This window comes from Paenibacillus andongensis, from assembly GCF_025369935.1.
In the GTDB taxonomy this organism is placed as follows: domain Bacteria; phylum Bacillota; class Bacilli; order Paenibacillales; family NBRC-103111; genus Paenibacillus_E; species Paenibacillus_E andongensis.
Genome location: NZ_CP104467.1, coordinates 2,882,291 through 2,896,125, shown reverse-complemented (window position 1 = coordinate 2,896,125; position 13,835 = coordinate 2,882,291). Strand labels below are relative to the sequence as shown.

General features: G+C 45.3%; 17 protein-coding genes. 4 read left to right on the top strand and 13 right to left on the bottom strand.

Annotation, left to right across the window (positions count from 1 at the left end):
• Positions 1-35 precede the first annotated feature (35 nt).
• The 4 genes from trhA to NYR53_RS12635 form a co-directional block, all read right to left on the bottom strand.
• On the bottom strand, positions 36-680 hold the full coding sequence (gene trhA, locus NYR53_RS12650; RefSeq protein ID WP_261305498.1) for a PAQR family membrane homeostasis protein TrhA: 645 nt from the start codon (positions 678-680) through the stop codon (positions 36-38).
• 135 nt (positions 681-815) lie between these two features.
• Positions 816-1,412: a glycerol-3-phosphate acyltransferase gene (locus NYR53_RS12645; protein ID WP_261305497.1), complete on the bottom strand. Its 597-nt coding sequence runs from the start codon at positions 1,410-1,412 to the stop codon at positions 816-818.
• The gene (locus NYR53_RS12640; RefSeq protein WP_261305496.1) at positions 1,409-2,503 is read right to left on the bottom strand and encodes a glycosyltransferase family 2 protein; all 1,095 of its coding nucleotides are present in this window, start codon (positions 2,501-2,503) and stop codon (positions 1,409-1,411) included. Before NYR53_RS12640 ends, NYR53_RS12645 begins: the two co-directional genes overlap by 4 nt.
• A gap of 234 nt (positions 2,504-2,737) precedes the next feature.
• Complete coding sequence (locus NYR53_RS12635) at positions 2,738-3,061, bottom strand: hypothetical protein (protein ID WP_261305495.1); 324 nt, start codon at positions 3,059-3,061, stop codon at positions 2,738-2,740.
• Positions 3,062-3,283: 222 nt separating this feature from the next.
• Between NYR53_RS12635 and NYR53_RS12630 the strand changes: the two genes are divergently transcribed.
• Both NYR53_RS12630 and NYR53_RS12625 read left to right on the top strand, forming a co-directional pair.
• Positions 3,284-3,457, top strand: a complete 174-nt coding sequence (locus tag NYR53_RS12630) for a hypothetical protein (protein ID WP_261305494.1) — start codon at positions 3,284-3,286, stop codon at positions 3,455-3,457.
• Positions 3,458-3,502: 45 nt separating this feature from the next.
• Positions 3,503-4,255 carry a hypothetical protein gene (locus NYR53_RS12625; RefSeq protein ID WP_261305493.1) on the top strand — a complete coding sequence of 251 codons (753 nt, stop codon included), beginning with the start codon at positions 3,503-3,505 and terminating at the stop codon, positions 4,253-4,255.
• 713 nt (positions 4,256-4,968) lie between these two features.
• Here NYR53_RS12625 and NYR53_RS12620 read toward each other — a convergent pair.
• On the bottom strand, positions 4,969-5,139 hold the full coding sequence (locus tag NYR53_RS12620; protein ID WP_261305492.1) for a hypothetical protein: 171 nt from the start codon (positions 5,137-5,139) through the stop codon (positions 4,969-4,971).
• Positions 5,140-5,505: 366 nt separating this feature from the next.
• Between NYR53_RS12620 and NYR53_RS12615 the strand changes: the two genes are divergently transcribed.
• Positions 5,506-6,300: a helix-turn-helix domain-containing protein gene (locus NYR53_RS12615; protein WP_261305491.1), complete on the top strand. Its 795-nt coding sequence runs from the start codon at positions 5,506-5,508 to the stop codon at positions 6,298-6,300.
• A 14-nt stretch (positions 6,301-6,314) separates the two neighbouring features.
• Here the strand turns inward: NYR53_RS12615 and NYR53_RS12610 are convergent, their stop codons facing one another.
• The 7 genes from NYR53_RS12610 to NYR53_RS12585 form a co-directional block, all read right to left on the bottom strand.
• Positions 6,315-7,136 carry a phytanoyl-CoA dioxygenase family protein gene (locus NYR53_RS12610; RefSeq protein WP_261305490.1) on the bottom strand — a complete coding sequence of 274 codons (822 nt, stop codon included), beginning with the start codon at positions 7,134-7,136 and terminating at the stop codon, positions 6,315-6,317.
• Between the two features lie 161 nt (positions 7,137-7,297).
• Positions 7,298-7,558, bottom strand: coding sequence for a YjcN family protein (locus NYR53_RS34715; RefSeq protein ID WP_496198061.1), 261 nt, complete (start codon positions 7,556-7,558; stop codon positions 7,298-7,300).
• A gap of 119 nt (positions 7,559-7,677) precedes the next feature.
• Positions 7,678-8,244, bottom strand: a complete 567-nt coding sequence (locus NYR53_RS12605; protein ID WP_261305489.1) for an SRPBCC family protein — start codon at positions 8,242-8,244, stop codon at positions 7,678-7,680.
• A 111-nt stretch (positions 8,245-8,355) separates the two neighbouring features.
• Complete coding sequence (locus tag NYR53_RS12600; protein ID WP_261305488.1) at positions 8,356-8,958, bottom strand: NAD(P)H-dependent oxidoreductase; 603 nt, start codon at positions 8,956-8,958, stop codon at positions 8,356-8,358.
• A gap of 33 nt (positions 8,959-8,991) precedes the next feature.
• Positions 8,992-9,975, bottom strand: coding sequence for an NAD-dependent epimerase/dehydratase family protein (locus tag NYR53_RS12595; RefSeq protein ID WP_261305487.1), 984 nt, complete (start codon positions 9,973-9,975; stop codon positions 8,992-8,994).
• 249 nt (positions 9,976-10,224) lie between these two features.
• A complete protein-coding gene (locus NYR53_RS12590; RefSeq protein ID WP_261305486.1) occupies positions 10,225-11,238 on the bottom strand; it encodes a zinc-dependent alcohol dehydrogenase family protein in 1,014 nt (337 codons plus the stop codon).
• 66 nt (positions 11,239-11,304) lie between these two features.
• Positions 11,305-11,682, bottom strand: coding sequence for a hypothetical protein (locus NYR53_RS12585; RefSeq protein WP_261305485.1), 378 nt, complete (start codon positions 11,680-11,682; stop codon positions 11,305-11,307).
• 117 nt (positions 11,683-11,799) lie between these two features.
• Here NYR53_RS12585 and NYR53_RS12580 point away from each other — a divergent pair, with 117 nt between their 5' ends.
• Positions 11,800-12,753, top strand: a complete 954-nt coding sequence (locus NYR53_RS12580; protein ID WP_261305484.1) for a helix-turn-helix transcriptional regulator — start codon at positions 11,800-11,802, stop codon at positions 12,751-12,753.
• 116 nt (positions 12,754-12,869) lie between these two features.
• Here the strand turns inward: NYR53_RS12580 and NYR53_RS12575 are convergent, their stop codons facing one another.
• A complete protein-coding gene (locus tag NYR53_RS12575) occupies positions 12,870-13,745 on the bottom strand; it encodes a DUF8832 domain-containing protein (protein ID WP_261305483.1) in 876 nt (291 codons plus the stop codon).
• Between the last annotated feature and the right edge of the window lie 90 nt (positions 13,746-13,835).

Sequence of the window (13,835 nt, the reverse complement as noted above, 5' to 3'; positions counted from 1 at the left end):
TATGGAGATGTCATTGGTAGAGCTACCCAAGCTCCCTACAAAACGGCAGGCATCACATAAGCATAAACAGCAATAAAGTGGCAGCTGCTTCCAGCAAGCACAAACAAATGCCAAATCATATGGTGATATCTTAACCTTTTCCAAAGAAAGAACGGCACGCCAATGCAGTAAAAAGCGACTCCGAACATTAACCAAGCTAGAGCCACGGAAGGAAGAAGTTCACTAAGCGGGCCGATTAATGAAACCATGAAGCCACCCATCAACAAATACATAAGAAGGCCCCAAGGCATAAACCGCCTAATGATCAAATGAACATAGCGGACGCCTCCCAAAGCTAGAACCCAAATCATCAGCAGCAAAGTGTACCCTAGGGTTCCTTGCAAGGTGATCAGAAGGAATGGTGTATACGAACCCGCAATGGCAATAAAAATAGCTGCATGGTCCATGATTTCAAAGCGTTCGCACCACTTCTTCGAACGAGAGCAATGCAGAAGGGTCGAGGATAGATACAGTAGGCAAAAAGATACCCCATAAATCGCATTACTAATGATATAGGCAAGATCTTCGAACAAAACGGAACGTTGTAAAAGTAAAAAAAGTCCGAAAGCACTTAGCGCCGCGCCCAAGCCGTGGCTTAATGCGTTTAGCCGTTCTTCCCTCAGAGCTATTCTATCTTCCATATGTAGGCTCACTCCTTTCTGCTTAGCCCCTAGTTTTTCCTAATGTAAAGCCTAGTATGTAATCACGTCGCCTTGTTAATAACAAAAAAATGGATCCCGGCAACAAGGCCGAGATCCATCCTATTTGTTTTTTCATCACCTTTTTATATAAACAGCAAGCTCATTTCGATGGGTATAAGCAAGCAGTAGAAAATTCCCTAACCATACCCAAAGGATCGCACTCGCGTAACCCCTCAAATACAAATAGATACCTAATAACAGAAAACCCACTACGACCTGCATCCCGTCTGCCTCAGTCGATGTAATTTTTCCTCTGTTGATCACCTTGATTGCACTCAGTAAAATAGCCAAAACTACGGCAAAAGCAAGAGAAGCTTCAAAGTTGGATAAAGCACTCCATACGCCGAAGGTCACAGCGATTGCTTTGCCTCCCTTCCCCTTAAGGAATGGAGAAAAGGCATGCCCGATAATCGGAGCCAGTGCGATGGAAATGATGGCGTACCCTTGAACTTTTTCATTCCCCAATACAAAAAGAAGGATAAGGTATCCTTTTAAGAAATCGAGAACAATACCAACGAAACCAAGCTTATAACCAGCTGCCTTCCACAGATTTAGAGCCCCCGGATTCCCGTCACCAACCGTCTTCAAGTTTTTTTTGGCGATAAGGCCAAGCCAGTAAGAAAACATGAAAGATCCTGATAAAAAGGCACAAACCGTCCAAACGATGGTCATTGCCCCCTCCTGCTTCCTACCTTGACTTGCCGTCCTTTCCATGACACATGTCCAAGGAATACGACTTGATAAACGGAATACAGCATGACGAAGATGAAGAATAACGTTGAGAGGACATGCAAGACAGGCATGATAATTCCAAACACGCCCACATGTTTAATCAAATAAAACAACTGAATCATGTATAAGAGATATCCGATGAAAAGTGGCAGCGCCCACGAAGTATGGATAAAGAAGAAGAAAGTTTCGGAAGCAATTAGCCCGACAACCCAAATGGCAGCAAGAAGGATCGTGCCTGGGCTTAACGTTGACGTACTTAGGACTGCTCCTTTACCGAAGCCTTGAACCTCGGTTTCGATCCCTTGTGGATACATACGAAAAGAAACCAGGCCACGCCCGATAAAGTTCGTCACTGGAATCCCGGCTTTCCTATAAGTGGCCCCAAGGTTCAAATCATCCAACATCTCCGACTTGATGCTTTGATGTCCTTTGATTTTTTCATAGTCTTCTCTAGTCGTTAAGATGCAGGAGCCATACAGACCTTTTTTCGGATTTTTCTTTTCAAAAGGGGACGTAAATGCGAATACACCAAGCACATTAAAGATCAGCGCCAGTCTTTCAACAAACCTCTCCGTATAATGGAAGGGAACGACAGAAACGACGCCTCCCGCTTTATTTCTCGCCTTAACCAATGCTTCCAGCGCACGTGGAGCTAAGCGAATATCCGCATCAAGAAAGGCAATTAGATCACCCGAAGCATGCAAATACCCGTTCCATACAGCCCAGTTTTTACCCGTCCATCCCTGCGGGAGACTTGTGTTGCTAATGATAGTAACCCCGTAACTTTCAGCAATTTCCTTCGTGTCGTCATCCGAAAAGTCATCAACAACGATGATTTCAAAGGGTTCCAGCGTTTGGACCTTCAGTGCATGGAGGAGATGAGGCAAATTGCATGCTTCATTCCTGGCAGGGATTATTATGGACAGCTTCACATCTTTCGGAACTTGTTCCTGACTGGCTGTGATCACATTTTTTCTAAATAACAAGAACCCACATAGACATCCGATGACAAATAAGACGATTATCGCCACCCTCAAACCTCCTCCTTCGATTCCCTCATAACGGATGGATGAAAGTGCTGCCTTTACAATATGGAGAACAGGTTGTATTCATCTATATGAACTTGGGGGTGATTTTAAGCCAACTTCACAGGCAACTACATGCAAAAAGTGAAGAAGAGCGTTTGTACAAAATTCGGCAAAATTTAAACAAAAAAAATTGCCTTTGATTCACCCAAAGGGGTGAATCAAAGGCAATCTTTGTGATTATTTAAATAACATAGCAAAGGCTATTACGCCTAATAGAAAAGCCCAATATTGCATAGGGATGAAAAATAAAGAGTGCGGTGTACCCATTTTAAATTGTTGATTCGTCTGTTGATCTACGAGAACACGTCCTGCACTTTTATTCAATGCTTTCCCACTAAACCAAATGCCAACAGCGGCTGCAATCAATGTTAACGTATATGGCCAACCATGTAATACGTTTTTGCTTGATCCATAGATCAAACTTTCAATCAGAATTCCTACGATAAACCCGGCACCTGCCATGAGCACCGCTAAAATGCCCCAACCCTTCCAAATAACCAATCGTCTTTCCCCCTTGAAAATTATAGAGTTATGTAAATTGCAATTGGTATAATTCGACAGGATTATACATATTCCTATCCAAATATAATAAAGATTTGATAAAGATTCGATCCTATAGTCCGCAGGTTCTTTGCAATTCCTCCCGTTCTCTGCTCGTCAAGCGAACATTTCCGCAATTGTGTTATAATGTTCAATATCAAATTATTGGAGGCACAATGGCATATGAAAATATATGTTATCCTCTCCTTCGATGGCGAAGGAATGGAAAATGTTTATGTTGGCGCAGATGAGGAGAAAGCACTTGCTCTAAAGCCGACTGAGTTTGAAAACTGCGAGGCCCTTTTCGTAGAGATTTGGGAAGACGGAGAGAAAACTGACGATTACCGCTTAGAATAACTAGCCATACATACTTCTAACAAATATTAGAAAGGCGGAGATATCATGGTCCATGCGTTTGCCATACAGCCCCCTACGTATAACACATTCGAAGACGAGACCGAGCAGCTCGAACAATGTAAAGAATGGGGCTTGCTTTCGGAGAAAGCAGCGAAAACAAAGTCATTCTTCTACAAAGGGAATGGCATGAATTTGCCATGTGGCATTGTTGGTTTTGTGGATAAAATGACCGCTGTCATTGAATTCGACAATAAACAGCTGCACTGCATCCATCCCTCTTACCTGAAGGAAATGCAAGCTGCCAACTACAGCCAAAGAGGTGCAGGAACCGCTGACTCTACAGAGACGGAAGGTTTAGATCTTGAGGCTTCGCAAGAAGATGTTCCAGCTTCCGTAGAAGCTAATGTGGAAGCTACTGCAGAAGCTAGTGTTGAAGAAGTTAAAAAGGCCCCCAAAGAGCCGAAAAAAGAGAAGGCCAAAAAAGAAAAAGCTCCAAAGCTTCAACTACCCGAAGATAAGGTGAAAATGATCGCTACAGTAAAGGAATTTACAACTGTTCCGAACAATTTCTCTGATACGGAAGATGAAGTCGTTATCTACGAAGCTGTTTCCATGACAGAACCTGAAATGGAGATCGGCGAAGCCTGGTCCAGTCACAGTGCCACACTTAAGAAATTGGAGCTAGAAATCGGGGACAAGCTTTCGTTCGAGTGTAAAATTGTAGCAAAAAAGCTTTCGAAACATCCGGTACCTTACAAAATCAATAATCCTGCTAAATTACAAAAGGTAACATCCTAAATTGATTATGAAACATATCGTTAACAAGCATCTTTATGGCTCTGAGACGTCCTTTCGGGACTTCTCAGAGCCATTTTGCTACTTTTTCGACGGTGAGAAGTCCATTTCGGCTCTCTCAGCTTACATTTGTCGGATCACAGACATCCTTCTGACTCTGAGACGTCCTTTTCGGACTTCTCAGCAACACTTTGCTACTTTTCCGGCAGTGAGAAGTCCTTTTCGGCTCTCTCAGCATACATTTGTCGGTTAACAAGCATCCTTCTGGTTCTGAGACGTCCTTTTTGGACTTCTCAGCAACACTTTGCTACTTTTCCGGCAGTGAGAAGTCCTTTTCGGCTCTCTCAGCATACATTTGTCGGTTAACAAGCATCCTTCCGTTGCTGAGAAGTCCTTTTTGGACTTCTCAGCAACACTTTGCTACTTTTCCGGCGTTGAGAAGTCCATTTCGGCTCTCTCAGCATACATTTGTCGGTTCACGAGCATCCTTCTGGCTACGAGAAGCATAATTAAGCAGCCAAAAACTCCAAATTCTTAAAGATTTTGTGCTGCAATGAGCATAAATTACGAACATGCCTGTTTGTATTTCGCTCATTTCCCACATAGCTCGTACACTTTTCCGTACGCTTGCAGACCATTCTCAATTTACAAGGGAAAGTTCGAATCACCAGTGAGAAAGACTTTGGAACAGAGTTTTTAATCTATTTGCCTATGATTTAATGCTTCATCTTTCTTCTTGTTTCTAGCTCCTTTTTCAACGCATGTTCAACGGATTCTGCTAGGATATCGAATTTCTCTGCAACGGTGTACGTCAGGATTTTCCCACAATGGATGCAGCGCTGCATTTGAAGTTCTGTGACTTTTGAACAATGGGTGCATTTAATCATCGTATGTAGACCACCTTTGAAAATATCATAAATCTATTATACACATATACTCCAAAAAGCCACCTATTTACCTACCCAAGTGAACACCCCCAGTTGACACCAATACTAACCAGATACTTACGGAAAACGATGCTCATACGATCGCTCTTTAAATGTGACCTAGATATAACACAAAAACATGGACATCCAGTGAGCATAAGCTAGACCGGTGTCCATGTTAGGAAAACAATATCCCTTATAAGCGCAATCCTTTATTAGTCAATATACCTACATGAAACAATTGAGCGAATTGAAACTAATTCATTTATAATGGATGTATATCCATACAAAATGTCAACTTTAGGCAGGTGAAAAGCAGTGTCCTACATGGATATACCCTATAGCTTGGGAGAAAAGTCAGCTGTTCCCCTGTGCAAGTTTATTTCTATTTGGAAAGTACAGGCCAACGTCACCTATCAAGTATCTAAAAATGCTGGATTTGTTACCCCCGGGCTTTTTATTACGTATGAAGGAAATGGTGTCCTATCCCTAACAGGTGACCGATATGACTTGTACCCGGGCTCCTTTTTTTTCGTAAAAGAAGCAGTGCCTTGTACATACAAATGCCAGAATAATAATTGGAAATTTTACTTTATCGATTTCAGCAGCTTGGACATGGCGCACTTTCTCCACCTTCCTGTTGGACAAATCTTATCCACTGCGAAGTTGACCGAAGCCCTTCAATTATGCGAAAAAATCATTGAAACCCTGATCGCACAACCTGCTGGTTACGCTTATTCAGCCAACATTCTTCTGCAGGAAGTGCTGCTCCTTTTCGCTAGGGAACAGTCGTTTTTAGCTGCGCCCAACCATACCGAAATGGACAGAATCCTCTATTTCATACACAAAAACTTGAACAAACCTATCCAAATCGATGAGCTTGTGCAAAAAAGCGGGATGTCACGCACCTACTTCTTCGCCCATTTTCGTTCCATAACCGGACATTCTCCAACCAACTATATACTGAAGCTAAAATTAGAGTCAGCCAAAGTTTCGCTTGAAACGACTAACTTGTCCGTCAAGGAAATAGCAGCAGCTCTGCATTTCTATGATGAGTTTCACTTCTCGAAGCTTTTTAAGAAGCAATATGGCATGCCGCCTAGCGTTTTTCGCCGTCAATAAGCATGATCATATCTTCATTTATCGTGACCTCGCGGCTTTTTACCGCTCCACCTCTCATCAACCTTCTCATTGGCCGATTGGTATCTCGCATCTACACTGATCCGATATTGGTTCGTCGTATTTTCAAGCGAACAATGAAGTAAATACATACCGAAGATGAGAACATCGCCTGCTTCAAACGTTGTTGTCGCCCATTTCCCGCCAAATTTTTCAGTAATGACCAGCGGATCGTCGGTATAGTGCCCGATGTCGTCACGATCTGAATCTTTCGTCCCGTATGATTGTTTCAATTCTAATCGATGTGATCCTAAGCAAATCGCCAATCCTCCCATTTCATACGATACATCACCAAGGGGCGACCAAACCGTATAAACTTTCTCTGTTCCTCTTCCCATGTAAACAATGTCATAATGGGCCCCTGTAAAATCGCCCTTGCCTACCGCCCGGAGCCATTTGTAATGATACGTAAGTGATGGCTCTCCAAGGAGTTCATCAAAAAACTGCATGATAGGATCCCCGTTTAAAACAGTAAGCAAAGCCGGCAGATCCTCATTCGTCCCTCCCATAAAGATGCTTTTACTGCCATCAGCCATTCTGCCTTCTTCCAACAGGGTATCGCGATCGAGCTTCCCCATCTGTACCATTTTCTTTAAAATACTCGTGCGAGCATGAAGTACCTTCACCCGGTCATGAAATCCGCGGATGAGTAGATAGCCATCTTCCTCCATCCGTTCGCGAAGCGCAGCCACATCGTGAACAATCTCGTTTGAACTCTTCAACTCCGTCAAATGGGGACCACCCATCTCCAACTCGCGACTTCCTACCTTCACCATCATTCCTATACACTCCTCTGCGTTATTGTTTTATGGTTTAAGTGTAGGTGAAATGCAGTCGTTGAGCCATGGATGATCGCTTTTTATGCATGTATAATCGTACAAATCTCCTTCATACTCCACTCCTGAGTAAAAAAGAGCAAATTCTTCGTTTAATAACCGAATTAAGGAGCATTACCATAATTCACCACAATCCAACCAACACTTGTTTTTTTCAAGTAATAAATATGTGGAATACTATTTGTAAATTTTCCATCCAATTCTCTTATAAAATAGCGGTAACTTCCGTCTTTATCGATATAGTGATCGTTATTTACGATATATTTTGTTTTTAATTTCCCTATTTTTTTCTGGATGGCTTGATCTGGCGTTCTAGAAAAGATGAAGACAAATAGAAGCATATAAACAATAGAAACTAGAATCACAAAAATGAGAACAAATTTCAAAAGAAATTTAATTGGACTTACCAAACAAATAGAAGGTTCAATAAAAATGGAAAATATAGATTGATAAAATGGCCTACGGCTCCAAAAATATGTACCAATCAGTGGGCTGCCTCAGCAGTTGTCTTGAGGGCAGCGAGCCAAGCAGTGAGCGAAGACGTGAGTGCCGCACGCATGCCGTCGGGGTCGGCTGCCACAGGCGGGCCGTCCCAGGACTCGGTGGTGTGCACGACGACTCCGTTGGGGGTCGTTGTGAATGTCCACACGTGGACGCCGTCGATGCCGAGTGCTGGGCCGCCCCAGACTATGCGTCGCATAGGGTCAACCTCGCGGATGGTGGAGATGACGGGTAGCCCGTGGGTCTCCCAGTTAAAGGAGCTGCCAGCTGCGATCGGACCGGACAGCTGCGCTTGAGTGATGTCTTTCTGCCAGGTGGGCCACTGGTCGATCCCGGTCTGTAATCGCCATACGGTCTGCAGCGGAGCGTTGATGACGATGGAAATGTCGACAATAACCTGGGCGTTGCGGTCGACATCGATGTTGGTCTGATTTGCTTCATCAAAAGGACTATTTGCCGTAGTTGCTCTATAAATGACCCCGCCAATCAAAATTGAAAGCAATAGAAGAAAACTTATCATAAATGCGGTTAACTTAAACGATCTTTTCAACTCTTTCATCTCCTTATTAATTAATATTCTTTGCCACTGACATTTGTTGAGCTTTGGAATTCATCATACATCAATCCTCTTTTTCGTTATTGATTGATTACTTACATTCAATTAAATAAAGTTCGTATACGGCTTTTCTTTCGTTTCCGAAGGCTCGCGCATCATTTCCGAAAGCTGAGCGAGCCAAGCCTTCCTATCCTCGGTGGTCGAAGCATGCATCGAGTCGAATACGAGATGACGAAACACTTCGAAGCCGCAATACGCGAGTATCCCTTCATCTATCGTAAGACGAAGCGCATTCCCCACGCCGCTTGCTTCATATGCTTCTTGGGACTTATCCTGCGTATGGATGAGCGTCGCCTTTTTGCCCGCTAGCAACCCGGATTGAACTCCATTGTCATATTTGTAGGCGAATCCGTACGAAAATACACGATCAATATACCCTTTCAGCATCGCAGGCAATCCCGTCCACCATAACGGATAGATGAATACAACATGATCCGCCCACGATACATAGGCTTGCTCTCGGACGATATCCTCTCCCACCCCGCCGAGCATTTCACTTGAGCCAAGTGCCGGTTGGAAACCCATACCGTATAAATCCCGAACGATAACCCCATCCCCCACTTGCAGGTAACTTTCCGTCACCGCGTCCAGAATCGCGTGATTGAAGCTGCTTTTTCTTGGATGTGTATAAATGATTAAATGGTTCATGGACTATTCCCCCAAAAATTTATTAGTGATTGATTACTTACTGTCAGCTGCAATAGAAGAACCATTTCTTCTCTGCAACGCGTGAACTGTAGCCGTGATTCCCTTTTCGAAGGCGGTCGCTCGTACCGGTCCGATCAACCGCTCGTATTTGTCCCCGCTTAATACAAGCGGCTCTTCGGTCAAATAAAGCATCTCCACGACTTCCTTCATAACTGGAACAGCCATACCGAGCAAAGACAAACCGACTCTTCCGAGCGGAATAACCGATTTGGCGCTTCCGCTAGCCTGCTGTGCTATTTGAACGATCTCCTTACCTGAGATCAAACCCGCACCAGGTATATGCCAGTTCTGCCCATAAGCATCGTCCTTGCTGGCGAGCTCCGCGATCATGAACGCCGCATCCGGTAAGTAGACGAACTCGCGGGGCACGCGCATATTGCCTATAAAAAATGCCATCTTGCCAGCCGCAATCGCTTCAAGTGTAGAGCCCAGATAAGAAGCCTCATTCGCCGTTGGGCCATAATAATCCGGCAAGCGGACGATCATAACCCTAGAATGACTCCACCGCCCATCGAACAGCATCTTCTCATAAGCGAGCCTGGTATTGCCCTTCTTCGTATGCGGCTGCTTGGGATGCTCCTCTGTCACCCGAGCCATCTGCCTTCTTCCGTAGGGATAGATGCCGTCGATCGCGACTACTTTTATGCCCAGCCGGTCTGCCGCCTCCATCACCGATTCGCCAAGTGGAATCAGTTTGCTTACCATCTCGTGATAGGGTACGTTCGCACAATGGAACAGGACATCTGCACCTTCCGAAGCGGAAATAATGTCATCCGGACGAAAAGCATCACCTATGGCAATCGTCAGATTCTCAGGATGGCCCAGCCTAGCTCTAAGATCTTCTAGCTTTTGACGAGATCGCCCGAAGGCCACCGTCTGAATTCCTCGCTTAACCAACTCTTCCGCAACTGAAGCACCCGTTCCTCCCGTTGCTCCTACTACAATCGCTTTTTCCAAAGGAATCACCTCATCATTTATTTTGTGATTGATCAATTACTAACCTGAATTCAATATAACATGCAGTTATTGATTGGTCAATCACTATTTTTAAAAAACTTGTCATCCTTCTCATACTCCCTTCAATTCAGGCATTGCCAGTACGATCACAGCCGAAATGATATCCGATTTGCGATTAACCATGATCATTTCGATTTTATAAATTGAGAAGCCCTTACTCTTCCCAAAAGGAAAAGAAAGGGCTCCGCTTTATGGATGGCGAATAAGTACTTTACCAAATTTCGAAGCGTCCTTGTAGTAGCCGAACGCCTCCTTGGCTTCGTCGAAAGAAAATACACGATCAATGACAGGCTTCATCCGGTGGGCCGCAATGGCGCGGTTCATCGCGTTGAATTGAGCACGGCTGCCAACGGCTATCCCCCGGAGGGTAAAGACGTTATACGCAATAGCTGAGAGATCAATCGTCGCGCCTTCTTGTGTGAGCCATCCGACCTGACTGATTTGACCTTCAAAGGCGATTGATTTAATCGATTTCTCAAGGGTGCTCGTTCCACCAACCTCTACAACACGGTCGACACCTCGGCCTCCGGTCAGCTCACGCACTGCGATATGCCAATCCGGCACTGTGGTGTAGTTAATGACCTCATCCGCCCCGAGGGCCTTCAACCGGTCTGCCTTTTCATCGCTCGAAGTGGTTGCGATGACTCGGGCACCGCACAGCTTGGCGAGCTGCAGGGCGAATAGAGAGACACCACCTGATCCGAGCGTGAGTACGGTATGTCCGGCTTGCAGCGACTGCCCGCTAGTGAGGGCATTCCATGCGGTAACGGCGGCGCACGGCAAGGTTGCAGCTTCCTCGAAAGATAGATGATCGGGAATATGGACAACAGCCTCTTGGCTCAGGACCGCATATTCAGTAAGCATCCCGTCAAGAGATCCGCCGAGCTGCGCTGAATACTCCCAGCTGAACGGACCGTCAATCCACTGTGGAAAGATGGAGGCCATTACTCGTTCCCCCGGTTTGACCCGGGTGACACCTTCACCTACCTCTACAATTTCGCCAGCCCCGTCAGAAACTGGAATAAAGTCCGGCCGGACCGGCAGAGGATACCTGCCATGAAATAGAATTGATATTTCCCGATAATTAAGAGAACAGGCCCTAACCCGAATTAGCACTTCTCCTGGACCCGGAACCGGTATGTCGTGTTCCTTAATCGAAAGGCCGGCAAGGCCCTCTCCCAAATTTCCATGATAACTTCTCACATGATCTCCTCCTCAAGGTTGGAATGATGGTGCAGCTTGCCCGAATGATCAGATAACTCGCTCGAATCAGGATGCTGGCAGCACATCGGTGAACTGGTAGTCGAAACGAATCCGACCATCATCGTCAAGCAGCATGAAGACGGTTCCGGCAGCCACGGCCAAGTCGCTATCCCGGGGTAACATCGCCCAGCCGTACCTCACGGATTTGTGATGCTCATCTGCGACCCCTGTGCTTTTGAATACGTACCCTCCCGTTACTACGAACTTTTCGTACGCGTTGCGGACCCGGTCCTCGATGGCTTCGTGTCCATGTGCTTCAAGCGAATCCGTGTAATGGGTCGCGTCTTCCGACCACAGCTCTGCGATGATTTCTCTGCGCCTCCCCGCGTCAGCTTCGTTCCAAACGGAGTTGTAAAGTTTTACGAAAGTAGCCATATCTTTCATAGCCTAATCACCATTCCTTCGTTGTTAAGTTGTTTACAAATATGACTATACCACTCAAACAAGACAGATCCTGTCTTGTTTAAATGGTATAATTAAAAAAATGAGAGGAGGAGTGCTATGTTAAAATCACAGCGACTGATCCAGCTCATCATGATCGTCAACGCCAGGAAATCCTTTACCGTTCAGGAGCTCGCCGATGAATTAGGCTTGTCCAAGCGCACGATAACCCGCGATCTGCAGGAATTGAGTGAACTGGGTACCCCTATTTATTCCGTCCAGGGGCGTGGAGGAGGCTACAGGCTGCTGCAGGAAAGGTTGCTCCCGCCGATTACATTCTCGGAAAGCGAAGCGGTTGCTATGTTTTTCGCCTGCCAATCGCTGCAGTATTTCGGTTCCTTGCCTTTTGACGAAGGGGCCTCCTCGGCGCTTCATAAGTTCTACCACTACCTTCCTCCCGATATCAAAGAACAAATCGATCGGCTGAAGAACAAAGTGGTGATCTGGAACCCGCTGCGGTCCATGTCCGCTAAGTGCCTTCGCACCTTGATGCAGGCCATCATGGTCCGAAGTGTAGTGACCATCGAGTATGACACGGGCAAGGGAGCCGAGCGTAGAGACATTCAGCCTATCGGTCTTTACGCTAGTCAGGGCTATTGGTATTGTCCAGCCTACTGCTTCGAGCGCAGAGGATATCGCCTCTTCCGCGCGGATCGAGTACGCTCCGCCAGCTTGAACGATGTGCTCGCCTGTTTGGATGAGGTTGACAAGAAATCCATCTTCGATTGGAATGCCGACGAGCTGAATGCATCGGAGAAAAAGGAACTGATCCTCACTCTGACACCCATTGGGGTGCGGACCCTCAAGGAGAACGGTTGGTTTAATGAGTTCATTGAACAATATGAGGATGGAAGTGGTGCGATCCATATGATGATCCCCGTGAACAAGGTGTCGTTTTATGCGGAAATGATTTGGGGAGTTGGAGAAGCGGCCAAGATTATCGAACCGCCAGAGGCGATAACTTATATCGAACAAAAGTTGGTGATGATGAGGCAGCAGTACGGGCTTGAATAGATTGGCAAGCGCACAGCAATTATTTATTCGATATACACCGAGATTCACAGAAGCGTATAGAAATAGGGGCTGACCCATAAGTAGATAAATCTACTTGTGGACAGCCCCATCAATTCCTACGGTACTTTTACAACAAAGGGTACGGTAAATACTTTACCATTTTGCTGGAATTGTCCCCAAATCTTATATACGCCGCTATGCGGGAATGTCGTCATAAATTTGGCATCCGGTCCCGACGCCTTTTCATCTGTCGGATGTACGTGCAGATAATTTTCAGCATCTTGGGTTAAGATCACGACGTGCCCTACTGCTCCAAGGTAAGGTTGCAGGTCTTTTACAGGCTGCTTCGACTTAGCGTCTTTTATATTGAAGTTCAAGTTCAGTTCCATGCCCGCCATAAGGTGATCGATCGATAGCGTTACTTCTTTACCGTCCACCACTTTAGTTAATGTTGCATCAGGTTCTATTGATTTTTGTGAAGGCAATTCTCCTTGAACCGTAATCCATTGGCTCTTACTCATTGCACCCATACCCGTTGGAGTAATATCGGCAATCACTTTAAACTCACCGGCTGTTGGAAATTGTGTAGTAACGGTAAACTCACCATTTCCTTTATAATCAGGGTGAATATGATTAAAGAAGGACAAATCCTTGCTTACAATGATAAAGTGCATCTGTTTTTCGTGTACGGTATCAAATTTAGCAATCGATTTGCCGTCTTTATCCTGAATTTTAATCGTAATCGTTGTATCTTGGTTCGGCATTGTCTTATCATTGGGAAGCTTAAACTTGGCTTGGACATTTCCTGCTTGCGTGGAACCTGCCTCTTCTGCCATACCGCTATGATCCATTCCCGCCATTTCGCCTTGCGCTGTATTATTCGTTGTTCCAGACGTCCCACTATGCGAAGTATGGTCCATCGAACTCCCTGATTTTCCGCAGGCTGTTAAGAGCACAGCCGTAAGTAAAATCGAAATTACTGCTTTTTTCATGTCATCATTTCCTCCTAAAGTTCATTTGGGGCTCCCCAAAATAGTTGGAATATACTCCAGAGCTTTGCTCAAAGTCTCTTCCTCTTTTTA